This window comes from Delftia tsuruhatensis (genome assembly GCF_903815225.1).
Lineage (GTDB): Bacteria > Pseudomonadota > Gammaproteobacteria > Burkholderiales > Burkholderiaceae_C > Comamonas > Comamonas tsuruhatensis_A.
On the sequence record NZ_LR813084.1, the window covers coordinates 3,106,235 to 3,131,630 of the forward strand.

Here is a 25,396-nt window from a genome sequence, read left to right on the forward strand (position 1 = left end):
CGTCCGGCCGGCGCGAACCGCCGGCCTTCATCCATCCGACCTCCGCCGCCCGCAGGGCGCGGAGGGCGTGAATCGTCCTTGACACGCGAAAGTCCGTGACGCCCATGTCCCAACCGAACCCCTCGTCCCCATCCGCTGACACCGCCGGCACCGCAGCCTCCGCGGTGGACCAGGCGGTCGCCAGCGGCGGCTCCTATGAAGTGCTGGCCAAGCGCCTGGAGGGCCAGGGCCAGTCGCTGGAGGCGCTGGTGCGCCAGCTCAACGAAGAGCGGCTGGAGGAGTTCGGCCGCAGCCAGATGGAGGTCGTCGGGCGCATGCGCGTGCGCACCGAGAACAACTGCCTGGGCCGTGACATCGCCCAGGTCGGCGGCTACCTGCTGTTCGGCTACAACGTCTTCATGGGCCTGAAGCAGTCCACGCGCGTGGAGGACGTGTTCGTCCTCTACCGCCTGCACGAGGGAGAGCAGGGCTACGAGGTCACGCCCGTGGACCTCAAGGACAGCTTCCTGGGCATACAGAGCTTCGTGCAGGATTTCCAGGAGCTGTACGCCTACTACAAGAACACCCGGCTGATGCAGCTGGCCGTGAAGGGCGGCAAGCTGCTGGCTAGCTTCCAGATCGGCGAGCGCCTGTCCGACGTGCGCGTGTTCCGCTGGTCGGTCCCGGTCGATGGACAGCCCATCCGCTACATCGACAACCGGGGCGAGCGGGACATCGAGCTGCCCGCCCCGCATGACTTCGAGTGGCAGCGCGCCGGCCGCGAGCAACTGGTGCAGGGGCGCCATCCGCACATCAACATCCTGGACAAGGTCTTCGTCGAGACCCTGAACGGTGACCTGACCATCAAGGTCGAGAACAACACCAACGACGGCCTGGGGATCTACCGCGAGCCGGTCCAGGAGAAGAACCAGTCGCTGGACGATGCCGTGTTCGAGTACGCCGCCGTGGGCAGCCTGATCCTGCTGAAGATACTGCCCTACCGCGAAGACCAGTGGCGCTACCTGATCTACAACACGTTGTCGCAACAGGTGGTGCGGGTGGATGCCATCGGCGCGGCCTGCATCCAGCTGCCGCAGGACCACGGCATCATCTTCCCCGGTGGCTACTACCTGCAAAGCGGAGAGCACCGCGCCTTCGAGCAGAACATGCAGGGCATGCGCTACCGGCGCAGCATCCGTTCGCCGAACGGCGAGGACGTGCTCTACGTGTTCTACGAGCCCGAGAGCGGGCGCATGGCGCTGTTCAAGTACAACCTGATCGAGCGCGCCCTGCAGCCGCCCCTGATCGGCCATGGCTATGCCCGCATGGATGATGGCCGCATCGTGATCTTCGCGGCCGAAAGCAACGAGGCCTCGCGCGTGCACCCCATGCAGGTCTGGCGCACGCCGTTTGCGTCGGAGGACTACGCGGCAAGCCAGCCCCAGCGTGACAGCTTCCTGGGCCGCATCGGCAATGCCGAGCTGGTCAGCGGCATCTCCGACCTCTACAGCGTACGCAAGGAGATCGCGGCCACCGAAGTCTCGCTGCCGCGCTATGAGCGCCTGATCGATGCCGCGCGTCGCCTGTTCGAGCGTTACCACTGGATGGGCGCGCCGCAGATGAAGGAGGTGCACGAGACCTTGCTGGGCATCGTGGCCACGGGCGATGCGGTGCTGGACGAGTACGAGAAGGTCGAGAGCATCCGCAAGGCCTCGGCCCAAGCCATGGCCGAGGTGTCCACGCGGCACGGCCAACTGCTCAAGACACTGCGCCTGGCCGACTGGAGCAGCATCGGTGAATACGTGGATGCGCTCACGCAGCTGGGCCAGCTGCGCGGCCAGCTCATGGCCACGCGTGACCTGCGCTACGTGGACCAGGCCGCCATCGATGCGATGGTGCAGGGTGCCAGCGAAGCCCAGGCCGATGTTTCCCGGCGCACGGCCGGCTTCATCGCCACCGAACAGGCCATGCAGCCCTATGTGGAGCAGTTGCAGGCCCTGGACCAGGCCGCGCAGGCGGCGGCCACCGTGGTGCAGATCAACGAACCGCTGGCACGCATGGCCGAGATGGCCGCCGCGCTGGACATGCTGTCCGAACTCATGGGCAGCCTGTCCATCGACGATGCCACGCAGCGCACCCAGGTGGTGGACCGGATCTCGGCCATCTACGCGCGCCTGAACCAGGTGCGCGCGCGCGCCGAGCAGCGCAGGTCGAGCCTGGGCGGCGCCGAGAATGTGGCCCAGTTCGCAGCCCAGCTGGCGCTGTTCTCGCAGAGCATCGTCAGCGCGCTGGGGCTGGCGCAGACCCCCGAGAAATGCGACGAGCAGCTCGCGCGGCTGCTGGTGCAGCTGGAGGAGATCGAAAGCCGCTTTGGCGAGCACGAGCAGTTCCTCGGCGACATCATGGCCAAGCGCGAGGAGGTGCTCGAAAGCTTCGAGGCGCGCCGCCAGGCGCTGCAGGATGAGCGCCAGCGCAAGGCGCAGGGTGTGCTGGATGCGGCGCTGCGCATCGTGCAAAGCCTGCCCAAGCGCACCGAGAAACTCGCCAGCGCCGAGGCCCTGCATGCCTTTTTCGCGGGCGATCCGCTGATCACCAAGCTCAAGGAGCTGGCCCAGCGCCTGCGGGAGCAACTGCATGACCCGGTCAAGGCCGACGACATCGACGGCCGCGTCAAGAACCTGCGCGACCAGGCGTTTCGCGTGCTGCAGGACCGCACCGAGCTGTACGAAGGCGATGGCGCCATCATCCGCCTGGGCCGCCACCGTTTCAGCGTGGGCGACCAGGCGCTGGAGCTGACCCTGCTGCCGCGCAACGGCGAACTGTTCCTGCACCTGGTCGGCACCGAGTATTTCGAACCCGTGGACAACCCGGAGCTGGCCGCCCTGCAGGCCTACTGGGATGCTTCCACGCCGGCCGAATCGCCGCAGTTCTACCGGGGCGAATACCTGGCGCTGGAAGTGGTGCTGGCCGCGCGCCAGCGCCGTGACGGCTGGAGCGAGGCCCGGCTGGGCCAGTTGCTGCCCGACGAGGCGGCGCTGACCCAGGCCATCCGCGAATTCTCCGCGCCGCGCTACCGCGAAGGCTATGAGCGCGGCATCCACGACCATGACGCAGCCCGCATCCTGCAGGTGCTGCTGCCCCTGCGCGATGCCGCCGGCGTGCTGCGCTTTGCGCCCGACGCCCGCGCGCTGGCCCTGCTGTTCTGGAGCGCACAGGCCCAGGTGCAGCAGCCGCAGCTGGCCGCCGCCATGGCGCAGTGGCCGCTGCGCGCCCAGCAGGCCCAGGCCATGCAGCAGATGTTCGGCAGCGAGGCCGAACAGCTCAGCCTGCGCGCCGACATTTCCGAGCGCCTGCGCGCCTATGCCGAGGAGCGGGGCCTGCTGCGCGACCTGCTGCCGGGCCAGGCGGCACCTGCAGACAGCGAGATCGACAGCCTGATCCACGGCGCCGCCGACTACCTGCAGGCCGAGCTGGCACAAAAGGCCGTGCGCTTTTCCTTCTCCAGCTACAGCCAGTCGGCCATTGCCGCGCTGCAGGCCGCCGTTCAGCAGCAGGCCCAGCCGCTGCAGCGCTGGGAAGAGATACAGGCCTATTGGCAGGGCGAGGACCGGCACGACAAGGGCGTGGCGCCGCTGGCCGAGCGCTGGCGCAGCGCGCTGCACTGGCTGCAGACCGCCTGCCGCGCGCTGGGCGAGGAACAGACGACGGCCTGGCTGGCCTACTGCGGCGAGGCTGCCGCCTGGCTGTGCTGTGCCGGCCAGTTGCCCTGCAAGGTCAGCAGCGTGGATCTGCGCCATGAAGTGCCGGGCCTGCTGGGCCAGCATCCGCGCATTGCGGACGGCCGCATGTGGCTGCAGATCGACGACCTGGGCCAGCGCGCCGCGCGCCACTACCGCTGCTTCGTTCCCGGATTCGGGCGCTACCAGGCGCTGCGCCAGCAAGTGCTGGGCGACTGGCGGTCGCGCATGCGGGTGGAGGAATTCAAGGCCCGGCCGCTGTCGTCCTTCGTGCGCAACCGGCTCATCAACGAGATCTACCTGCCCGTCATCGGCGACAACCTGGCCAAGCAGATCGGCGTGGCCGGCGAGAACAAGCGCACCGACCAGATGGGCCTGCTGATGATGATCTCGCCGCCAGGCTACGGCAAGACCACGCTGATGGAGTACGTGGCCAACCGCCTGGGCCTGATCTTCATGAAGATCAACGGCCCGGCGCTGGGCCACTCCGTGCGCTCGCTGGACCCGGCCCAGGCGCCGGACGCCACGGCCGCCAAGGAGCTGGAAAAGCTCAACCTGGCGCTGGAGATGGCCAACAACGTGATGCTGTACATCGACGACATCCAGCACACGCACCCCGAGTTCCTGCAGAAGTTCATCTCGCTGTCGGACGGCACGCGCCGCATCGAGGGCGTGTGGCGGGGCCAGACCCGAACGCACGACATGCGCGGCAAGCGCTTTTGCGTGGTCATGTCGGGCAACCCGTACACCGAGTCGGGCGAGGTCTTCAAGATCCCCGACATGCTGGCCAACCGTGCCGACATCTACAACCTGGGCGACGTGCTCGGCGGCATGCAGGAGGTGTTCAAGCTCAGCTACATCGAAAACAGCATGACCTCCAACGCCGTGCTGGCGCCCATGGCCACGCGCAGCCTGCAGGACCTGTACCTGCTGCTGGACAAGGCGCAGGGCCGGGAGGTCTCGGGCAATGCGCTGTCGCACGACTATTCATCGGCCGAGCTGCGCGAGATCGAGGCCGTGCTGGCCCGTATGGTGCAGGTGCGCGAACTGGTGTTCAAGGTCAACCAGCAGTACATCCAGAGCGCCGCGCAGGACGACGGCTACCGCACCGAGCCGGCCTTCCGTCTGCAGGGCAGCTACCGCAACATGAACAAGCTGGCCGAGAAGATCACGCCCGTGATGAACGACCAGGAAATGCAGCAGATGCTGGCCGACCACTACCAGGGCGAAGCGCAGATGCTGACCACGGGCGCCGAGGAGAACCTGCTCAAGCTCGCCGAGCTGCGCGGTGCCATGGGGCCGGAGGAAGCGGCGCGCTGGCAGCAGATCAAACAGCAGTTCCTGCGCCGCCAGGCCGCTGGCGGCGCCAATGCCGATGCCGCCACGCGCGTGACGGCGCAGCTGGTCGATCTCGTGGCCGCCACGCGCGAGCTGGCCCAGGCCCGGCCGCAGGACAGCGCAGGCGAGGCGGCCAGCCGGTACCATGAGGACAGGCAGGCGGCAGCGGGGCAGGCCGCCCAGCTGCACGCATTGCTGGCCCGCCTGCTGCAGACGCAAGATGCGGCCGGCGATTCGCTCCAGGGCATACGCGAACTGCTGGCGCTGAAGGCACAGGCGACGCCCGCCGAACCCATTCGCGCGGCCATCGATCCCGCCGAGGAGCGACAACGCTCGGGCCAGATGTGGGGCCAGTTGCTCGCGCAATCACTGGCGCCCCTGGTCACCCATCTGGAGCAGGCGCGCCGCCAGCAACTGGGGCTGCACCGCGTGCTGATGCAGGTGGCCACGCGCATGCAGGAGCAGATCGACGCCCAGCGCACGGGGCGGCCCGTGCCCGCGGGGGCCATACGCTCCGAGGAGATCGACAAGGCCTTCGAGCGCATGGAGCGCGGGGACGCAGCGTCCGCGCAGTAGGCAAGGAAAGAGCGCAGGGGGCATTCCCCTGCGCCTGGCAGGTCTCGCAGACGTGAGAAACGGACAGAGGGCGGCCACACATGTCCGTCCGGTCGGAGACAATGCGTGCTGTCCTCTTGTCCCACCTGCCTGTCTCATCACCATGACTCTCGCGCACTGGCTGCTTTTTTGCGGCGTCTCCCTTGTGATCTCCTTCACTCCCGGCCCGGCCGTCTTGCTGGCGATATCGAACTCCATGGATGTCGGCGCGAAGCGCACGGCATGGAGTTCGCTGGGCAGCTCGGCGGGCATTTTCATGGTGTCGGGGCTGGCAATGGTCGGCATGGGCGCCGTGCTAAGCCTGTCGGCCAATGCCTTCCTGGTCATGAAGGTGGCCGGTGCCATGTACCTGATCTGGCTGGGCGTCAAGCGCTGGCGCAGCAAGGAGGCCTTGATAGGCGACGACGCTGGCCTCCCCCCCACGGAGCGGCGCGAGCGCAAGAACTGGCAACTGGTGGCACAGGGGCTGGGCGTGTCGCTGACCAATCCCAAGTCCATCCTGTTCTTCTCGGCGCTGTTCCCGCAGTTCGTCGTGCCGGACGCGCCGCTGCTCACCCAGTACCTGCTGCTGACCACGACGTTCGCGGCCTGTGCACTGATCTCGCACGCCTTCTATGTCGCGCTGATCTCGCTGGTCAAAGGGCATGTCCAGGCCCATGCAAAGCTGTTCAACCGCATCGTGGGCGCAACCTTCATCGCGCTGGGCCTGAGCCTGTTGAAAGCCCGGCACAGGATGGCCTGACCCCGGTCATTCTGCCTTCTGCCCCCGGCCGTCACCAGGTGTGCGCGTAGCTGATCCTCAGCACGGTTCCCGCCGCGGGCAGGCGGCTCATGTTGTTGTTGCTGCGAAGCAATTGGCTGTAGAGGGGGAAGTAGCTGCGGTTCAGGAGGTTCTCCACGCCCAGAGACACGCGGTTCTTCGGGTCGATCTTCCATTGGCTGATCAGGTCCACCGTGGTGTAGCCCTTGGTGTCATGGCGGCCGAAGCTGGTTTTTCCGTCCAGGCGGTAGTCCCTGGATGCGTAGGAGGTCGCCTGGACCCGGTGGCTCCAGTGGGAATCCGGCCGGTACTCGACATAGGCGGTCAGCTTCAGTGGCGGAATCCGGTAGCCGGTCATGTCCTGATAGCTGCCAGCGCCCTGCGGCAACTCTCGCCCCTTCATCCAGGTGAAGCTGCCGCCGGCGCTCCAGCGGTCGTCCTCGCTGAAGTAGTCCAGGCCACCTTCCAGGCCGTGGATTTTCTCCTTGGTCCGAAGCAGGGTGAGCCCGTTGTTGAAGCTCTGCACGCCGCCAAGATCGGAGCGCGACTGGAAAGCGCCCAGGTTGGCGACGACATTGGAGAACTTGCCGCGCCAACCTATCTCGGCGGTATGGGTCTTGACCGCTTGCAGGTTGGAGTTGCCAATGTTGAAGCCCAGGTTCGCATTGCGCACCACCACCCCGATATCGGGCAGCTCGAAGCCCTGGCTGTAGGACGCATAGAACTCCTGCCCCTTGACCGGTGTGAAAACGGTGCCCAGGTTGTAGGTCCATGCACCGTATTTCACGGTACCACCCGCCACGGATTGGGGGCTGGGCGCCCTTGATTGGGACAGTGGCGTGAAATCGTCGAAGCTGGCCTGTGCGCGGTCATGGCGCACGCCACCCTCTGCCGACCACCGATCGTTGAACTTGTGCTGCAACTGGGCAAACGCGCCAAGGCTGCGGGTGGTGACGGGGGGCATGTACATCAGGCGGCCGATCTTGTGGAAGACAAGCCCTCCGCTGGCGTCATAGGCCTTGGGGTCGAAGATGTCGATGGGCATGTCGGTGCGCTCGTGATTGAAGTCGGCGCCCCAGATCAGCAGGCTGTTCCTGTCCTTGCCCAGAGGCGTCTTGAGGGTCAGGCGCCCCCCGAAGACGTCGGAGTTCTGCATGGACTGGTCCACATTGGCACCTCGGACCGGCACCGCACGGGCGTCGAACGGTGCGAAGCGCGTGTAGAAGTCCCGGTAGTAGAGCTGTGCGGCCAGCGTGCTGCCGGCAAAATCACGGTTCTCGTAATCGAGTCCGAGCATGGTGTTCCTGATCTGGTTCTGATCGGACAGCACCAGCCCCCTGATCGGCCTGGCTGACGCCGTGCCGGCCGGCAGCCGTGCCACCGAAGGGTCGGACGCATAGTCTGTGTCCTGGTTGGCGTTGTAGTGGCTGGCCGACAACTGCAGTCGTTGGGTGGCATCGAGCTTGAAGCCGACCTTGGCCGAGGCGTTGTAGACGCTGGAGTCGAACAGATCACCCTGGCTGGGCTCCGGTGCAATGCGGTTGCCATTGGCATCGTAGGATCCGCCGACATGCCTGCCCCCCAGGCTCACCGAGTAGTCGACCACCTCGCCGCCTCCAGAAAGGTAGTGCTGCACTTCACCGCCGAGCCCGGCGCCTCGCAGCTTGGATAGCGGAGCGGAACCCGTCACGATGGTTTGTGCCTTGGCCTCTCCGGACGGGCGTTTGGTGCGGATGGAGACAACCCCGCCGGCCGCACCGCTTCCGTAGATGGCGCTGCTGCCGCGCAGAACCTCGATCTGCTCGACATCCACCGGATTGATGTTGGCGAGATTTCTCGAGGAGTCCCGATTGGTGTTCAACGGAACGCCATCGACCAGGATCAGCATGTTGCGCCCGCGCAGCGTCTGGCCGTAGTCGGTGATGGTGTGGCTGGAGTCCGCCATGCCCGGGACCACCTTGCTGAGCAAGGTGGCAAGGCTGTCCGAGCCCTGGCGCAGTTGCTGCACTTCCTCGGCCTCGAGAATGCTTACCTGACGGGATGGGGCCACGAGGTTGTTCTGCGTGCGCGCCGTCACCGTGACGGGGGCCAGCTCCAGCGCATCGCGCACGGCCTCGGGCCCGGGCGCTGCAACGGGCTGCGTCTCCAGCAGATAGTTGCCCGGGCTCACCCTGCGTACAGCAAGGCCTGTGTTCCCGAGCAGGTAGGCGAATCCTTCGTCAATGGAAAATGCCCCCGACATGCCTGGCGCGCTCAAGCCTTTGAGCCGGTCCAGGTCCATGCCCAGGCTGACACCCGCCTGCGCGGCAAAGGCCATCAGGGCCGGGCCGAGCGGCCCCGCCTGAACCTGGTAGGTCTTTGGCGAGCTGGTGCCGGCCGTGCCGGCGGCCTGGGCCAGGGGCGATTGCAGGAGCATTGCCGTGGTCAGGGAGAGGGCGGCCAGGGCCGTGGCGCGCAAGGGGCTGGTGTGCATGTCGTTCGATCCTCGTAGCTGTCGAAAGGGTGGAATTCACCCCCCTTGACAGGCGAGGTCGAAAAACAGGACAGCGTTCGCAAAAAAAGCCTAGCGGCGCGTGATCGTCACCCAGTACCGGGTGCGCGTGCGCACGCGCACCGGCAGGCTGTTCTCCAGCAGGGCCAGGATGCCATCCGTATCGCGAAGCTGGTAGCTGCCCGAAACGCGCAGGTCGGCCACCTCTGCATCGCAGCCCAGCAGGCCTTGGCGATAGCGGCCAATCTCTGCGAGGAAATCCCGCAGCGGCAGGTTCTCCGCATGGAGCACGCCCTGCGTCCAGGCATCCGGCCGGATGGCCAGCGGCATCACCGGGCCGGCGCCGCGGCCATCGAAATCCAGTTGCTCGCCGGCGTTCACCACCCACGGGGCAGGGGAGTCGGCAGGCATGACACGCACGGCACCTTCCAGCACCGACAAGGTGGTGCCGTGCCCATGCTTGCGCACGATGAACCGTGTGCCAAGCGCCTGCATCCGGCCGTCCGCCGTCTGCACGATGAAGGGCAGGGCGGCGTACTCCGTGGCGTGCGACGTCTCTACGAGAATTTCTCCCGCGTGGTGGCTGATGTACCGCGCCTCGCGGTCCAGGCGCACGCTGATGGCAGAGTCCGTATTGAGCAGCACCCGGCTGCCATCGGCCAGCGTGAGTGTGCGCTGCTCGCCCTTGGCTGTCCTGTAGTCGGCCGTCCACTCCCGCCAGGGCATGTGCTGACAGGCAAGCCATCCCAGCGCAGGAGTGGCTGCTGCCAGGGCCGCCGCACGCAGCACATGGCGGCGCGTGCCTTTCGGGCGGCTCCGATTCAGGACAGCCATGCCGACCGCGGCGGGCACCGAACCCATGCGATCCTGCAGCTGCTGGGCATGTTGCCAGACATGCTCATGCTGGGAGCTCTGGTTGCGCCATCGTGTCAGAGCGGTCTGCTCGACCTCGCTGAAGTCGGAGGCATGCCTGCGGGCCAGCCAGCGGGCCGCTTCATCGAGGATGCGTGGATCGGCAACCGACATGGTCAGCCGTGGAGCATCACTTGCAGGCATTGGCGAAAGCCCTGCGCCATGTAGCGTGTCACCGTGCGTACGCTCAACTGCATCTGTGCGGCGATCTCCTCGTAGGACAGTCCTTCCAGTTGGGACATCAGAAACGCCGTGCGCACCTTGGCGGGCAATGCATCGAGAAGTGCATCCAGCTCCTGCAAGGTCTCCAGAAGGATGGCGCGGGCCTCCACCGACGGCGCACAGGCCTGCGGCAGCAGATGCAGGGATGCCAGATAGGCCTGCTCCAGCGAGCGGCGCTCCAGGTGATTGACCAGCAACCGCCTGGCCACCGTCGTCAGGTAGGCCCTGGGCTCATGGATCTCTACTATCGCTTCGCCTTTTGCGCCGGCCCAGATGCGTGTGAAGGTGTCCTGGGCCAGATCCGCCGCATCGCTGCGATTGCCCAGCTTGCGCTGCAACCATGCGACCAGCCAGTGATTGTGCTGGACGTACATGCTGCCCAGCGCATGGCTGGCGGCGTTGTCGGTCGATGGGGACACGGGCCTTTCCTCGGTGTATCGATGAGGTTGGCATTCTACCCAACTGATATGGATTCTCATTTGCATTTTCTGCGCCGCCGGATGTCTGTCCCGAAGAATTCAAGTAGATACGATGTATATTATGTTAAATCAAATACGAGAATCCACATCCAGGAACATGCTCCGGTAACAATACGCGAGAAAAATCGAACCGTACGGTGGCTGGCCGCCGTGCACGAGTCCTCATTCACCACTCCATGCCTCGCGCCATGCACGCATGCATTTCTGAACCGGGCAAGCGCCTGGCTGGTCTCCTTGCCCCATTGACTGCCTGTGGCCTGGCGCTGGCGGCACTGCTGGCCGCCGGCCCGACGCAAGCGGCCCGTCCGATGATCACCGACGATGCCCGCATCGTCGATCCGAAGTCCTGCCAATTGGAGAGCTGGACGAAGTTCAACCGCGACAGCACCGAATACTGGGCGCAGCCCGCATGCAACTTCACGGGCAATCTCGAACTGGCGATCGGAGCGGCCCGGGGCAAGAGCGACTTTGGCGTGCGCACCACCGACGTCCTCATCCAGGGCAAGACCCTGTTCAAGACGCTGGAGCCCGACGGATGGGCCTGGGGCCTGACCGTGGGCAATGTGCGCCATCCAGACATCCACACCGGCAACAACCTGATCGGCGATGTCTACGTCAATGTGCCCGCGACCTTCGCGTTCAAGGACGACCGCCTTTTCCTGCACACCAATCTCGGCTGGCTGCGCGAAAAGCAGGTCGACCGGAATCGGATGACCTGGGGTCTTGGCACGGAAGCGCAACTGAGCCCGTCGACCTGGCTGATCGCCGAGACCTTTGGCCAGAACCAGGGTCGGCCGTTCTATCAGATGGGTCTGCGCTACTGGCTGGTGCCCAACCACGTCCAACTCGACACCACCTATGGCAACCGGGCCGGCAGCGGCACGCAGGAGCGCTGGTTCTCCATCGGGCTGCGCCTGCTGTCTCCGGCTTTCCTGCCTTAGGATCCCGCAGCCGCGCCCTGCCCCCTTGGCTTCAGGGTGGCAGGGCTTGCAGCTCCTGGCGCAGCAGCAAGGCTGTTTCCTGTGGCTCGAACTGGCGTTGCAGCAACGGAATGGTGAAGCTGTAGCGCGCATCGTGCACGCCCTGGGCGGTGTCCCTACGCAGCACGTAGGCCAGTTGCAGGCGGGACAGTGCGCGGCGCAGGGCCTGTGCCTGACCCGTGGCACCGCCCTGTGAATGCACCAGGGCATCGAGCGCATTCAGACTGGTCCAGCCCTGCTGGGCCGTGTGGTAGACCGCGATGCGGTCCAGGCGGCAGGCGTGCTCGTCGGTGCTCAGCCTCCCCCAGCCAACCAGGGCGTCCTGCACGGGCTGGGACGCCAGGGCCTGGCTCAGGTGGCGCTCCTCGATCACACGCTCGTCCGGGCCCAGCGCTTCCAGGCACTCCTGGCAGAGAATGGCCACGAGATTGGCACGCCTGCCACTGGCCTCGATCAGGCGCTCGACCAGTGCATCGCTGGCAAACCCCAGGCGCAGCCTGCGCAGGGGCTCGGTCGCCAGTGCGTGGCAGGCGGCCGGCTCCAGTCCGCCGATGGCCAGGATTTCACCAAAATTGCGCAGCGGCGACTGGTAGTCGAGCAATGCCGCCGCATACAGGTCCCAGAATCCGGCAAGCATGAACCAGCAGCGGCCCTCCTCGCTCAGTGCCCGCAGTGCACTGAGCTGGGGGTAACCATGGCGGGCTTCATCCCGGAAGAACAGGTCCGCTTCGTCGATCAGCAGGTACAGGCGCATGCCCTGCGATTGCGATTGAAGGTGCCCGATGATCTCCTCCAGCGGCGCCGTCACCGGCAGCCCGAACTGCGCGGCCAGGCGGGGAGCCAGGCGGTGGTCGCGCAGCGAGATGTAATGGCAGGCCACCGAAGGATGCTCCTGCAACCGCCGCTGCACGGCCTTGAGTAGGCTGCTCTTGCCAAGCTGGCGTCCGCCGACGACCAGATAGTTGGCCGGCTCGCGGTTGAGCACGCGGGCGAGCAGGCGCTCGCGGCCGAAGAACACATCCTCGCGTGTCACGCCGCCACGGGTCTGGTAGGGCGATATGCGCGTGACCTGCAGTTGCCCGGACAGCAGCCGCAGCAAGACCTGGACAGGCTCGCCGCCCACCAGCCACTCGGTCTGGCAGGGACTGTCCAGGACCACGTGCAGGTTGGCGCGGTCCTGCGCATGCCGCAGCAACAGCGGCATGGGGGACTGCGGATGCTGGGGACTCAGAATGAGCACCACATCGCCGCCGGTCTGCAACAGGCGCAACTGGCGGACCAGTTCGCCCTCGTCCAGTTCGGGCGGAGGCACGTACACCAGGCAACGGCCCAGGGCCACCGGCAACTCGGACGGCAGCGTCCATTCGAACATATCACCAGGCAAGGCCCATTCACCTTGCGCCGGCTTGCAGGCTGCGGGCAGGCGTTCGGCCAGTGCACGGACGCGGGCGCCGGGGCCGGCGCGGTCCAGGCGCAGCGCGCGCTGCCAGTCCGGCAGGCGGATGCCCGCAGCGCGCAGAACGGCGGACCGGCGGCCGGTGAGCCTGAGCAGCCGATCGAGCTGGGGGAGATGCTGGTAGGGTTTGCGGCGCAGGCTCTGCGGCTTGAGCTGCGCCGGGCCTATCAGGGGATGGCGCAGCAGCCACAGCGCGGCCAGAGCGATGAACACCAGCGCGCTGGTCCAGATGATGCGGCGCAGCCAGTCGAAAGGATCATGCTCGGGCTGGCCCGGCGCCTGACTGCAGTTCAGCGGCAGGTAGCGCGGCGGAACGGGGGGCTGGCCGGCCTGGCAATTCCAGTTCTGCCCATGGCTGTCGACCTCCAGCAAGGCTTGCGTGCCAGACAGTACGCCCAGACTGGCGTCCTGCACGATATCCACCTGCAGCACATAGGGTCGGGGCGAGGTCATGCGCACCACGGGGGCAGCGATGGCGGGGGCCAGGGCAGCGATGTCCTGCGGCCAACGCTCCTCCTGCCGAACATATTCCGTCAGGGCCAGGCGCCAGACGTTGATCTCGTTCCAGACCCGCCCGGCGCTTTCCGCCCCCTGCAGGCTGGCACGGGTGGCAGGGTTGTAGCCGGGCAGGAGGATGGCCGTTCCGATGAACAGCGTCGCCGCCGCCAGCAGCGCGGCACGCCAATAGGGTCCGGGCAGCCAGGTCCGCCGGCTTTCGCCCGTCATGCCTGCAATACCGCCTGGGCGGCTTCGCGGGCGATGTCGCAGCGCCAGTGCAGATGGGCGCCCTCCCCGGTTCCACGCACCTGCAGCAGGTTGCCCCAGAACAGACGCCTGAGCATGGCATCCTGCAGATAGGGGCGCGCACGGCCCAGGCAGGCCGCACCCAGCAGGCCGCGCAATTGCTCGCGTGCGGCCGGGTCCTGCACCAGGGGCAGCAGGGTCTGCCACAGGCGCGCGCTGGCCACCAGGTGCGCGCGCAACAGGGGCGAGTGCACGGCTTGCACGGACACCCCCTGCTCCATCAACCATTGCAGGGCTTCTTCATAGAGGGCGGGATGCCCTCCGGTGAGGTCCTGCAGCGCCTGGATGACGTCAATCGGCCAGTGTGTGCCGGGCCAGTGCTGGTGCGCCATGAGCCTGAGATCTTCCAGTGTCGGGTCCGGCCAATGGGCCACCTGGCCGATGTTGAGCAGCGAAAGGTCACCGCTGCGGTACTTGAGATCGGCCAGCGCCTCACTGCCGCACAGCAGCAGATGCAGCCGGCCGCTGTGCATTTCGCTGAGGCTGCGCAGAATGCCTGCCAGCGTCTCGCGCAGCGCCGCCGTGCCCTGCTCGAAGCGGCTGACCAGGCAAAACAGCCGTCCGCCGGCGAGCAGGCGCTTTTCCAGCAGTGCCTCGAACTCATAGTCGGAGCCGACCTCGCCCAGCCCGCACTGGCGTGCGAGGGCCGCAAAATAGTCGGATGCTTCCGTGCTCACGCTGTAGGGCGGCTGGATATGGAGCACCGCATCGGCGCCATACTGAGCGCGGGCGCGCAGCAGCAGCTCCTGGCGAAACGGCGGCTGGCCCCAGTGGGCGGGCGACAGCAGCATGGTGATGGCGTAGGGCCTGGCCTGGGCCAGTTGCAGGAACAGCCTGTCCATGAAGCCCGCGAAGGGCTGGGCTCCGGTGGCCGCCGCCTGCAAGGGAAATTCGGTGGCGAACCCCGCCGCGGCAAACAGGCGATTGGTCTCGGCCTCGGTCAGGCGCAGGTACCGAGCACAGGCCGCCAGCCGGTCGCGCGAACGTGGATTGGGCAGGGAGACGCCATTGCGCCAGTTGTTGACGGCCTCGCGGCTCAGTCCGATCTCGGTGGCCACGCCCGAAGCGCTGGCACGGATGCGGCGCATGTACAGACCCAGCAGATGGCCGAAATCCTCGTGGGCACCGGCGGCCACGGTGGCCCCCTGTTCGATGGCGGAAGTCGGTGTCATGTCTTGTGCAATTTGTTTCATTCTGGCGAGCGGCGATTGTCTCAGGATGCGGTGTCTGCGCCGCCCTGCCCCCGAAACTCGCGCCGTGCCCGGGCCATGCGGTACAGCGGCAGCAGCACGGCCAGCACCAGGCCCAGGGGCAGCCAGAGCCACAGGTGCCGGCCCCGCAATGCCAGCGCGACGACGACGGTGAAGGCCAGTGCCTGGAACAGGCCGCGCAGTCCGGCCCGCAGCACGAACAGGCCCACGATGCCATCCACGGGAGAGACGCCGCTCTCGCGCAGGCTGGCCACGGTGTCCAGCAATGCCTGCACCGACTCCTTTGCCTCGCGCTCACGCTGTTCATCGCGTTCGCGCAGGCGGGCCAGCGCCATAGGCTGGGCGGGGTCGCTGAAAGCCGTGCCGTCCGCTCCCCGTTTGCCGTCACTGCCGGGGCCCTCGCCTGCAGCGGGGTAGATCTTGCCTTCGGGATCGATCAGGATCTGACGCTGCGGATACTTCGCCAGCCAGGCGTGGTGGGCGATCCATTGCGCGCCATCGAAATGGTAGCGCTCGCTCTCCCCCACCTGGTCGTGGAAGACATGCAGCACGGCCGACTGCAGCCCGTGCTGGAACAAGGTCTCCAGCAGGTGCCAGGGCATGCCCGCCGTGGTGCGGGTGTCAAATGCCAGCTCCAGATGCTGGGGATGTCCCAGGGCATGGGCATTGCCCCAGTCGTCATCCCACAGCGCCGCACGTTCCAGCTGCGGGTCGAGTTCATGGATCCAGCGCTCGGCCTGCTCCCATGACTGACAGGCCAGGTATTGGCAGATAAGCTGCACCCGCCGCAGTTGCAGGGGCGTGTCGAAGAACAGGTACAGGGTGTGGACGTTGCTGGACATGCGGGTCGCCGGCCTTTGAAGGCGCCTGTGATGCGAAGTGGATGGCGCGATTGTTTACAGGTATGCGGCGCCTTGCCCTCCCCGGCCTGTCCAGCCGGAGGCGGCCCGGTTGACGTGCTGTCCACCGCCGAAGGCCCGCAAGATTCGGGAGGCGCTCCCGTGCCCGCGGGCCTAGACTGCAGGCGTTGACCTTCCTGCGGCCACGACCGACTCGTTTTTCTTCGCTACACCGCTTCCGCGATGCCCCTTGATGCGCTGACATGAGCACACTGGATCTCTTTGCCGACGAGCCGCCCATGGGAACCGAAATGATCGGCCCCCAGTCCGTGGTACTGCGCGGCCATGCCCTGCCCTGCGTCCCGTCCCTGCTCGCGGCGCTGGAGCGCGTCATGGTCGGCGCGCCCTTGCGCCATCTGGTCACGCCGGGCGGCTTCACCATGTCGGTGGCCATGACCAACTGCGGCACCTTGGGCTGGACCAGCGATCGGCGCGGCTACCGCTACAGTGGTGTCGATCCGCTCAACGGTCGGCCTTGGCCCGCCATGCCCGCCGCTTTCCTGCAGTTTGCACGCGATGCTGCGGCAGCGGCGGGTTTCGGAGGTTTCGTGCCCGACGCCTGCCTGATCAATCAATACCTGCCCGGCAACCGGCTGTCATTGCACCAGGACCGTGACGAGCGCGACCTGGATGCGCCCATCGTGTCGGTGTCGCTGGGCATGGCGGCCATTTTCCTGTTCGGCGGGTTGGCACGCTCGGACAAGCCCGCCAGGGTGGTGCTGCAGCATGGCGATGTGCTGGTCTGGGGTGGAGTGGACCGGCTGCGCCACCATGGTGTGCTGCCGCTCAAGGACCAGCCTCATCCACTGCTGGGCGGGCGGCGCATCAATCTCACGTTCCGCAAGGCGGGTTGAGTGCTTGGCGCCCGTGCATGCCTTGGCCGTCGCCATGCCCTGCCTGGATGACCGGGCCGCTGGCTATAATGCGCCGCCTGCAAAGGCATCCGTGCAACAGGTGTCCGCATGCCAGCCATGTGGATGAAACGGGAACAAGGTGACTGCCTGCATATGCCATGGTGCGCATGCCGGCACAGGCCTTGGCTGCCCCCGCAACGGTAGACAAGTCAAGGCGTTCCATGCCTGCCCCGCCGATTCCGATATCGGCGATGGCAGGCCGTCACTGGGCCAAGGGCGTGGGCTGCATCATGCAGCGCCGCGTGTGGCCCGGGAAGACGGAGCGCCGGTGGGGGAAGACTCTCTCGCCGCTTGTGAGCCCGGAGACCGGCCTGCTGCGTTCCGCGCCTGCGTGTCTGGCGTTTTCTCGACTGTCTGCGGGGTGCAGATGGCAATGTCCTGTCCCCGTTCCTCCCGCGCTGGCTGGAGGGTTGGCAGTGCCTTGCTTTCGCATCAGATGGTCGAAGACCGATGTTCGAAATGCATTCCTTCTCCTCTCGCCACCGCGAGTCCGTGTCCCCTTCCTTGGTCCCTCGACCGAGCCCGCTGGCCCTGGCCTGCGCCTTTCTTTGCCTGCCGTTGCAGGCACAGACCGTACTGCCCGAAGTCCAGGTCTCGGGTCAGGCAGAGCGCCTCGGGCAGCAACTGGCCCGGCCTGCGCACACGGCCAGTCATACCGGCGTCTCCAACCAGCAAGTGCCGGCAGGCGTGGATGGCGTCTCGGCCGAGCAGGTACTCGAGCGCGGCGACCATGGCCTGGTGGAGGCCATCACGCGCACCGTGGGCCTGAGCTCCAGCGGCTCTCCGGGCAACGGCGGCCTTTCCTTCAGCAGCAGGGGCTTCGCGGGCGTGAATTCCGTGGGCGTGGCCGAGGACGGCATGGTGCTGGGCGTGGCCGCCGGCACCACGGCCTATCCCGGCGATAGCTGGGGCTATGAGCGCATCGACGTGCTGCGCGGCCCTGCCTCCCTCATGTATGGCAGCGGCACCATGGGCGCCACCATCAACGCCATCCGCAAGCAGCCCAGCCGCACCAGTTCGGCCGAGGTGCTGCTGGGCGCGGGCACGGACGATACGCTGCGCCTGGGCCTGGGCGCCACCGGGGCACTGGGCGCTCACGCCAGCTACCGCATCGACAGCTACACCGCGCGCAGCGCGGGCGAGCGCGACCTGGACCAGTCACGCAGCGGCAAATTCATGAGCACGCTGCGTTTCGAGCCCACCAGCGACCTGCTGGTCGACCTGATCGCCGACCGCAGCGTGCAGAAACCCAGCCGCTACTGGGGCACGCCGGGCCTGGACGGCAAGGTGGTGGAGGCATTGCGCGATCGCAACTACAACGCCGAAGACAGCATCGTGCGCTATGCCGACGAGCGCCTGCGCGCCAAGGTGCAGTGGAAGGCCAATGACTGGCTGACCGTGCGCAACGAGCTCTACCACGTGCAGTCCGACCGCCACTGGCGCAACATCGAGTCCTATGCCTTCAATCCGGTGGCCGGGACCGTGGCCCGTTCGGACTACCTGGAGATCCTGCATGACCTGGAGCAGACCGGCAACCGCCTGGGCCTGAACGTGGATGGGGGAGCGCACAAGCTGGCCATGGGCTGGGAAGCGGCCCGCATCAACCTGCGGCTGTCCAACAATTCGCCCTATCGCGGCTCCTCCACGATCTCTGCCTGGGACCCGGCACATGGCAGCTGGGTCAGCCCCGATGTCACCGCCCCCAAGACCGAGACCGGAGTGACCCAGCATGCGCTGTACCTGGAAGATGCCTGGCGCATCGGCGGCCGCTGGCTGGCCATGGCCGGCCTGCGCCGCGATGTCTATGATTTTTCCAGCCATTCCCTGGTGGGCGCCGCGGATTTCAACAAGACGCTGGCTGCCACCTCGTGGCGCCTGGGCCTGACCTACGAACTGGCCCGCGACACCCATGCCTATGCGCAGCTCAGCTCCGGGCACGACCCCGTCACCAGCCTGGTGTCGCTGAATCTGGCCAACAGCGCCTATGCGCTGAGCAAGGGACGCCAGGCCGAGGTGGGCATCAAGCAGCAGGTGGCGGACGGGCGCGGCGAGTGGACGCTGGCGGTATTCGACATCCAGAAGGACGACATCATCACGCGCGACCCGGACCGCCCGGCCATCTCCATCCAGGGCGGCAGTCAGTCCTCTCGCGGCGCGGAGTTCACCGCCGCTTTCCAGGCCACACCCGCGCTGCGCCTGGAAGGCAACCTGGCCTATACGGACGCGAAGTTCGACAAGCTCGTCGAGGCCGGCGGCAACCGCGCGGGCAACCGTCCGATGAATGTGCCCAGGACCACGGCCAATCTCTGGGGCCACTATCGCGTGGGGGCCTGGCAGGCCTCGCTGGGCCTGCGCCATGTGGGGGAACGCTTCGGCAACAACGCGAACACCGTGTCCCTGCCCTCCTACACCGTGGCCGACGCCGCATTGAGCTGGCAGATGGATGCGCGCACCACGCTGAGCCTGATCGGCCGCAACCTCACCGACAAGATGTATCTGGGCTCCAGCTACGGCAGCCAGTTCCTGATCGGGCAAGGCCGCCGCTTCGAGATCGCGGCCCACATCCGCTTCTGACGGCCATGGCGCGCCTTGCGAGACTTCGACGCCTGTGCGCCATCGGCGTGGCAGCGGCCTTGCTCATGAGCGGCTGCTCACGCGGTGGGTCCGAGACGCAGGAGCCTGCACCGGCCCCGCAGGCGGCCGTGACGGTCGACGTCTGCGGCAGCCCCGTGACCTACGCCAGCACGCCGCAGCGCGCCGTGACCCACGACGTGAACATCACCGAGATGTTCCTCTTCCTGGGTCTTGGCGAGCGGCTCGTGGGCTACAGCGGCATCACGGCGGCCAAGGAGATCGACCCGGCCCTGCGGGACGCGCTGGCCCGCGTGCCCCGCCTGGCGGAGCGCGAAATGAACCTGGAGGCCATCCTCGGCGCTTCGGCCGACTTCGTCTTCGGCGGCTGGAGCTACGGCTTTCGCCAGGGTCAGGTCACGCCCGAGCTGCTGCAGCGCCATGGGATCGCCTCCTATGTGCTGTCCGAATCCTGCATCCGCATGGGACCGCGCAGCCAGGTCGCTCTGGAGGATGGCCTGACCGATCTGCGCAACTTGGGCCGCATCTTCCGCATCGACGAGCACGCCGGGCACCTGGTGCAGGGCCTGGAGCGCGATCTGGCGGATCTGCGCCGACGCATGCAGGGCGTGCAGCGGCGGCCTTCGGTCTTCGTCTACGACAGCGGACAGGACATTCCCGTCACCGTGGGCCGCTACGGCATGCCGCGCGCCATGATCGACGAGGCGGGCGGGCGCAACATCTTCGACGACCTTCCCAGCAACTGGCCGGCGGGCAACTGGGAGGACGTGGTGCAGCGCAACCCGCAGTGGATCGTCATCATCGACTACGGCCAGCCCCATGCCCAGGGCAAGATCGACTTCCTGCTGTCCAGGCCCGAGCTGGCCGGCGTCGATGCCATCCGCGAGCGGCGCTTTTTCGTGATGAGCTACGCCGAGGCCACGCCCGGGCCGCGCAACATCGCGCGGGCCCGTGCCCTGGCACAGGCCCTGCACCCCCAGCGCATGCCGGCGCCAGACCATGGCGGGCGCTGAAGCGCGCAGGCCCGGTCGCCATGGCGCCGCCCGTGCCTGGTGCATGCTGCTGGCCGCGGCCCTGCTGCTGGCCATGACGCTGGCCGTCACCTGGGGGCCGGTGGACATGCCGGCCGGCACGGTCTGGCGCATCGCCGGGGGCCGGCTGCTCCAGGCCCTCGGAGCCGGGAACGCTCCTGCGCTGGAGGGCATCACGCCGCAGCACCAGCAGATCGTCTGGCTGATCCGCATGCCGCGCGTGCTGCTGGCGGCCCTCGTGGGCGCGGGCCTGGCCGTGGTCGGCGTGATCATGCAGGCCATGGTGCGCAATCCCCTGGCCGACCCTTACCTGCTGGGCGTGTCCTCGGGCGCTTCCGTGGGCGCGGTCTCCGTGCTGGCCTTCGGGGCGCTGGCCTCGGCCGGCATGTACGCCCTGACCGCCGGCGCTTTCGCGGGTGCACTGATGGCCACCGTGGCCGTCTATGCACTGGCCCGCGCCCAGGGACGCATCCATGCCACGCGGCTGATCCTGGGGGGCGTGGCCATCGGCTATGTGCTGGCCGGCGTGACCAGCCTGATCACCCTGTCCTCCGGCCAGCGTGACCTGGCCAACGCCCTGCTGACCTGGACGCTGGGCAGCCTGGCCGGAACGCAATGGGAGGAGCTGGGCATCCCCGCCACCGTGCTGGTCGCCGGCCTGCTGTGGCTGGCGCTGCAGACGCGCCCGCTCAACGCCCTGCTGGCGGGCGACGAGGCTGCTGCCACACTGGGCGTGGATACGGCGCGGCTGCGGCGTGCGCTGTTCCTGGCGGTGTCGCTGTTGACGGGCACCATGGTGGCTGTCAGCGGTGCCATCGGCTTCGTGGGCCTGATCGTTCCCCATGCCGCGCGCATGCTCGTGGGTACGGACCATCGCCGCGTGCTGCCGGTGGCGGCCCTGGCCGGCGCCCTGCTGCTGGTGCTGGTGGACCTGGTGGCGCGCACGGCCTTCGCTCCCATGGAGCTTCCCGTAGGGGTGATCACCTCGCTGATCGGCGGTCCCTTCTTTGTCTGGATGCTGGTGCGCCAGCCGGTGCAAGGGGAGCGGCGGCCATGATGCTCGAAGCCCGGGATCTTTCCTGGAGCGCCGGCCCCCGGCGTATCGTGGACCAGGTCCACCTGGGCTTGCAGGACGGCGAGTGCCTGGGACTGATAGGTCCCAACGGCAGCGGCAAGTCCACGCTGCTGCGCATGCTCTACCGCGTTCTGCGGCCGGACATCGGCTGCGTGCTGCTGGAGGGGCGCGACATCCAGGACATGACGGCGCGGCAGTTCGCGGCCCAGGCCTCGGTGCTGGCCCAGGAGTCGCCGCACGGTTTCGACTTCACGGTGCGGGAGGCCGTCTTGATGGGCCGCATCCCTCACCAGTCCCCCTGGGCCGGAGACAGCGTGCAGGACCTGGCCTGCATGCGCCAGGCACTGGCCCAGGTGGGCGCATCGTCCCTCGAGGAGCGCAGTTTCTCCAGCCTCTCCGGTGGCGAGAAGCAGCGCGTGCTCGTGGCCCGGGCATTGGCCCAGCAGCCACGGCTGCTGCTGCTGGACGAGCCCACCAATCACCTGGACATACGCCACCAGCTGGAGCTGATGGCCCTGGTGCGCAGGCAAAGGGTCAGCAGCATCGTTGCCCTGCACGATCTCAACATCGCAGCCCATTACTGCGACCGCCTCCATCTCATGGAGCATGGCCGCATCGTCGCCCAGGGCACACCAGCCCAGGTGTTGACGCCGGCCACCATTCGCCAGGTCTACGGCGTGGCGGCCGAGGTGGACATCCACGCGGCCACGGGCCGCCTGCGCATCAGCTTCATTCCCGATGAAAACCTCTGACGCCTTCCCGGCTCCCTCCTGCTCAGGTCTTCCCGATGCCGTGGTCGTGCTCGGTCGCGGCGGCACCGGTGCCGCGTCCCGGCAAAGCCTGACCGACCTGGCCGAGGCACTGCGCGACATGCTCGAGCCCGCCTGCCAGGTGGTCGCGGCCTTCGTGGACAAGGCATCGCCCTCGCTGCCCGAGGCCCTGCAGCAATGCCTGCCGGCGCGCTGCATCGTCGTGCTGCCGCTGTTCTCGCCCGACGAGCCGGCCTTGCTGCGCTGGCTGCACAAGCTGGCCATGCGCTGGCGTTCGGCACAGCAGGAACAGGGCACCCAGGTGAGATTCGCCGATCCCCTGCTGGGCGCATCCGCCATGCCGGCCCTGCTGCTGGCCCAGATCACCGGGGCCATGCGGATTTCCGACATCGCCGACACCGCGGGAGACAACTGGCAGCATGACCCCCACGCCTGGTCCCAGGTGCCGGAACACCAGCACCATGCACTGGTCTGCACCGGGCCGCGCTGCACGGCGTTGGGCGCCGTGGATGTCTGGCACAGCCTGGGCGATGCGGTGCAGGCCAGCAGCACACTGCGCGGCCGGTTGCGCCTGCTCCAGACCAGCTGCCAGTACCCCTGCAATCAGGGGCCACTGGCCATCGTCTACCCGGAGGGTGTCTGGTACGGTCGCCTGACGGCCGGCAATGCGGGCCCGGTGATCGAGTCGCATGTGCTCCAGCGCCGGGTTTGCCGGACGCACCATGTGCATGGGCCCGTCGAGCTTTCGCCGCAGGATCTCAGGGCCGGGCCTGCTCCAGCCGAGCCAGCCTGATTGCCACGAAGTCCTTCAGCGCCCGCACCAGGGGCGTGAACTGCCTGCGCGTGGGAGCCACCAGGAACAGCGGCACCTGCTCGGTCGTCCATTCCGTGCACAGCGCCTGCAGGCGCCCCATTGCCAGATCCTCGGCCACGTCGAAATAGGACTTGTAGGCGATACCCCGGCCGGCGACGGCCCAGCGCCGCACGGCGTCGCCGTCGTTGGCGATGTTGCGGCCTCGCACGCGCACCTGGACCGCAGCCGGCTGCCCTTGCTGCCAGAAGCTCCAGCGATCGTGCACTTCCTCGCCCAGCATGAAGCACAGGCAGTCATGAGCGTCCAGGTCATGGGGCGTGCGAGGAGTGCCCCGGGCCTGCAGGTACGAAGGGGCCGCGCACAGCACGCGCCGGTGCGTCAGCGACAGCGGCAGTGCCACCAGGCTCGAATCCTGGGGCCTGCCATAGCGGAACGCCGCGTCCACGGGATCGCTGTAGACGTTGGCGGCACGGTCGGAGAGGTGCAGGCGCAGGTCCACCCCCGGGTGCTGCTGCTGGAACGCATCCAGCCAGGGCATGAGCACATTGCGCCCCAGGTCCGACGGCGCGGCCAGTTGCAGGGTGCCCCGCCATGCGGCCTGTCCCCCGGCGAGCTGGTCGCGCGCCTGCCACAGGCTGGCCAGCGCCGGGCGGCATTGCTCCAGGAACAGCTCACCCTCCTGCGTCAGGCGCAGGCTGCGCGTGGAGCGCACGAACAGCGCCACGCCCAGTTCCGCCTCCAGCCGCTTGAGGGCGGCACTGGCCGCCGCCGGCGTCAGGTCCAGCGCGCGTGCCGCAGCCGACAGGCTGCCGCTGTCGGCCGTTCGTACGAAGATATCCAGGTCTTGCAGGCTTTTCATCGGATTCGATGGAGACAGGACCGTGGTCGGCGACAGCGGATTGCCGCATTCCGTGTGCTCGGTTCCTGTAAGGGTTTTCAAAAGGCATTCCCCAGGCCCGAAGGCCGTGGGCAACCGTAGTATCGTTGCCGCCATGCAGCTCAAACACTTGATGGCCGCCGTGGCCTGCTCGCTGGAACTGGCCTGCGCCATGGCGGGCCCTACCGTGCGACCCGCCACCTATCCCGATGCCGATGCCAGCGATCCCGCCCGACTGGGCTGGATGGTGGGCTCTCCCCCACCCCCGGACCGCGTGCTGCGGTTCGAGGACGGCTCCTACTTCCAGTTCCCCGCCATGCGCTGGAGCGTCTCGCACTTTCGCCAGCTCATGCCCACGGTGAACGTGTCGCGTGGGCTGGGGCCGGCGGCACCTTTGCCGCAGGCCCTGCGCGAAGACATCGACGAGTTGCGCTTCACCCCGCTGGGCGCGAGCCAGACCATGACCTGGCGCGACTCCCTCAAGGCCAACTACACCGATGGCATCGTGGTGCTGCACAAGGGCAGCGTGGTCTACGAGCGCTACTTCGGCGTGCTCAAGCCCCAGGGGCAGCACGGCGCCATGTCCGTGACCAAGTCCTTCATCGGCACGCTGGCGGCCGTGCTGGCAGCCGAAGGGCGACTGGATCCCTCGCGCCGCGTGGCCGAGTACGTTCCCGAGCTGTCGGCCTCGGCCTTCGGCAGCGCGACGGTACGCCAGCTCATGGACATGACCACGGGCATACGTTTCAGCGAGGACTACGCGGACCCGCAGGCCGAGGTCTGGGCCCATGCCGCGGCCGGCAACCCGCTTCCCAAGCCCAGCGACTACACGGGACCGCGCAGCTACTACGAGTTCCTGCAGACCGTGAAGCCCGAGGGTGTCCATGGCAAGGCCTTCGGCTACCGCACGGCCAACACCGATGCCCTGGGCTGGGTGCTGGCGCGTGCCAGCGGCCAATCGGTGGCCGATCTGCTGTCCGAGCGCATCTGGAGTCGCCTGGGCGCCGAGCAGGATGCCTATATGTCGGTGGACTCCCTGGGCACGCCGTTCGCGGGCGGTGGCCTGAGCCTGGGCCTGCGCGACCTGGCGCGCTTTGGCGAAATGGTCCGCAACCGTGGCCAGTTCAATGGCCAGCAGGTCATCCCTGCCGCCGCCGTGGACGACATCCGCCGCGGCGTCGATCCTGCCGCCTTCGCCAAGGCCGGCTACAGATTGCTGCCGGGCTGGACCTACCGCAACATGTGGTGGATCACGCACAACGCCCATGGCGCCTTCGCCGCGCGCGGGGTGCACGGGCAGACCCTCTACATCGACCCCAAGGCCCAGATGGTGATCGCGCGCTTTGCCTCGCACCCGGTGGCGGGCAATGCGGCCAATGATCCGACCACGCTGCCGGCCTACGAGGCGCTCGGCCGGCAACTGGCCGGCGAGCGCTGAGA

Annotated in this window: 17 protein-coding genes and 1 riboswitch; of the genes, 10 read left to right on the forward strand and 7 right to left on the reverse strand. The window is 67.5% G+C overall.

From position 1 onward, the window contains the following. Nucleotides 1-104 precede the first annotated feature (104 nt). Nucleotides 105-5,630, forward strand: a complete 5,526-nt coding sequence (locus L1Z78_RS14120; RefSeq protein WP_234637038.1) for a DNA repair ATPase — start codon at nucleotides 105-107, stop codon at nucleotides 5,628-5,630. 142 nt (nucleotides 5,631-5,772) lie between these two features. Beyond that, nucleotides 5,773-6,411 carry a LysE family translocator gene (locus L1Z78_RS14125; protein ID WP_234637039.1) on the forward strand — a complete coding sequence of 213 codons (639 nt, stop codon included), beginning with the start codon at nucleotides 5,773-5,775 and terminating at the stop codon, nucleotides 6,409-6,411. Between the two features lie 31 nt (nucleotides 6,412-6,442). On the opposite strand, the gene L1Z78_RS14130 is transcribed toward L1Z78_RS14125, so the two are convergent. The 3 genes from L1Z78_RS14130 to L1Z78_RS14140 form a co-directional block, all read right to left on the reverse strand. Further along, entirely contained in the window at nucleotides 6,443-8,902 is a 2,460-nt protein-coding gene (locus L1Z78_RS14130; RefSeq protein ID WP_418921618.1) for a TonB-dependent siderophore receptor, read from the reverse strand. A gap of 90 nt (nucleotides 8,903-8,992) precedes the next feature. Then, nucleotides 8,993-9,946 (reverse strand): FecR domain-containing protein, encoded by a 954-nt coding sequence (locus L1Z78_RS14135; RefSeq protein ID WP_234637040.1) that lies wholly within the window; start codon nucleotides 9,944-9,946, stop codon nucleotides 8,993-8,995. A 2-nt stretch (nucleotides 9,947-9,948) separates the two neighbouring features. Then, a complete protein-coding gene (locus L1Z78_RS14140) occupies nucleotides 9,949-10,428 on the reverse strand; it encodes a sigma-70 family RNA polymerase sigma factor (RefSeq protein ID WP_234642172.1) in 480 nt (159 codons plus the stop codon). 293 nt (nucleotides 10,429-10,721) lie between these two features. On the opposite strand from L1Z78_RS14140, the gene L1Z78_RS14145 reads away from it, so the two are divergent. Then, nucleotides 10,722-11,474 (forward strand): hypothetical protein, encoded by a 753-nt coding sequence (locus L1Z78_RS14145; protein ID WP_234637041.1) that lies wholly within the window; start codon nucleotides 10,722-10,724, stop codon nucleotides 11,472-11,474. A gap of 31 nt (nucleotides 11,475-11,505) precedes the next feature. Here the strand turns inward: L1Z78_RS14145 and L1Z78_RS14150 are convergent, their stop codons facing one another. From L1Z78_RS14150 to L1Z78_RS14160, 3 genes are read right to left on the reverse strand one after another with little or no spacing between them, the layout of a single operon-like run. Continuing rightward, the gene (locus L1Z78_RS14150) at nucleotides 11,506-13,695 is read right to left on the reverse strand and encodes an AAA family ATPase (protein ID WP_234637042.1); all 2,190 of its coding nucleotides are present in this window, start codon (nucleotides 13,693-13,695) and stop codon (nucleotides 11,506-11,508) included. After that, nucleotides 13,692-14,945 carry an AAA-like domain-containing protein gene (locus L1Z78_RS14155; protein ID WP_234637043.1) on the reverse strand — a complete coding sequence of 418 codons (1,254 nt, stop codon included), beginning with the start codon at nucleotides 14,943-14,945 and terminating at the stop codon, nucleotides 13,692-13,694. Before L1Z78_RS14155 ends, L1Z78_RS14150 begins: the two co-directional genes overlap by 4 nt. A 41-nt stretch (nucleotides 14,946-14,986) precedes the next feature. Beyond that, entirely contained in the window at nucleotides 14,987-15,826 is an 840-nt protein-coding gene (locus L1Z78_RS14160; RefSeq protein ID WP_234637044.1) for a hypothetical protein, read from the reverse strand. Between the two features lie 260 nt (nucleotides 15,827-16,086). Here L1Z78_RS14160 and alkB point away from each other — a divergent pair, with 260 nt between their 5' ends. The 6 genes from alkB to L1Z78_RS14190 all read left to right on the forward strand — a co-directional run bounded on the left by alkB (nucleotide 16,087) and on the right by L1Z78_RS14190 (nucleotide 23,058). Further along, complete coding sequence (alkB, locus tag L1Z78_RS14165; RefSeq protein ID WP_234637045.1) at nucleotides 16,087-16,737, forward strand: DNA oxidative demethylase AlkB; 651 nt, start codon at nucleotides 16,087-16,089, stop codon at nucleotides 16,735-16,737. 81 nt (nucleotides 16,738-16,818) lie between these two features. Continuing rightward, nucleotides 16,819-17,127: riboswitch (cobalamin riboswitch) on the forward strand. A gap of 162 nt (nucleotides 17,128-17,289) precedes the next feature. Then, nucleotides 17,290-19,371 (forward strand): TonB-dependent receptor, encoded by a 2,082-nt coding sequence (locus L1Z78_RS14170; RefSeq protein WP_234637046.1) that lies wholly within the window; start codon nucleotides 17,290-17,292, stop codon nucleotides 19,369-19,371. Between the two features lie 5 nt (nucleotides 19,372-19,376). After that, nucleotides 19,377-20,402: an ABC transporter substrate-binding protein gene (locus tag L1Z78_RS14175; protein WP_239384198.1), complete on the forward strand. Its 1,026-nt coding sequence runs from the start codon at nucleotides 19,377-19,379 to the stop codon at nucleotides 20,400-20,402. Further along, entirely contained in the window at nucleotides 20,389-21,477 is a 1,089-nt protein-coding gene (locus L1Z78_RS14180; protein ID WP_234637048.1) for a FecCD family ABC transporter permease, read from the forward strand. Before L1Z78_RS14175 ends, L1Z78_RS14180 begins: the two co-directional genes overlap by 14 nt. Then, a complete protein-coding gene (locus L1Z78_RS14185) occupies nucleotides 21,474-22,247 on the forward strand; it encodes an ABC transporter ATP-binding protein (protein WP_234637049.1) in 774 nt (257 codons plus the stop codon). The genes L1Z78_RS14180 and L1Z78_RS14185 overlap by 4 nt, the downstream gene beginning before the upstream one ends. Then, a complete protein-coding gene (locus L1Z78_RS14190; protein ID WP_234637050.1) occupies nucleotides 22,234-23,058 on the forward strand; it encodes a (2Fe-2S) ferredoxin domain-containing protein in 825 nt (274 codons plus the stop codon). The genes L1Z78_RS14185 and L1Z78_RS14190 overlap by 14 nt, the downstream gene beginning before the upstream one ends. On the opposite strand, the gene L1Z78_RS14195 is transcribed toward L1Z78_RS14190, so the two are convergent. Beyond that, complete coding sequence (locus L1Z78_RS14195) at nucleotides 23,024-23,938, reverse strand: LysR family transcriptional regulator (RefSeq protein ID WP_234637051.1); 915 nt, start codon at nucleotides 23,936-23,938, stop codon at nucleotides 23,024-23,026. The genes L1Z78_RS14190 and L1Z78_RS14195 overlap by 35 nt on opposite strands. 133 nt (nucleotides 23,939-24,071) lie before the next feature. Between L1Z78_RS14195 and L1Z78_RS14200 the strand changes: the two genes are divergently transcribed. Further along, nucleotides 24,072-25,394 carry a serine hydrolase domain-containing protein gene (locus L1Z78_RS14200; RefSeq protein ID WP_234637052.1) on the forward strand — a complete coding sequence of 441 codons (1,323 nt, stop codon included), beginning with the start codon at nucleotides 24,072-24,074 and terminating at the stop codon, nucleotides 25,392-25,394. Nucleotides 25,395-25,396: the final 2 nt, after the last annotated feature.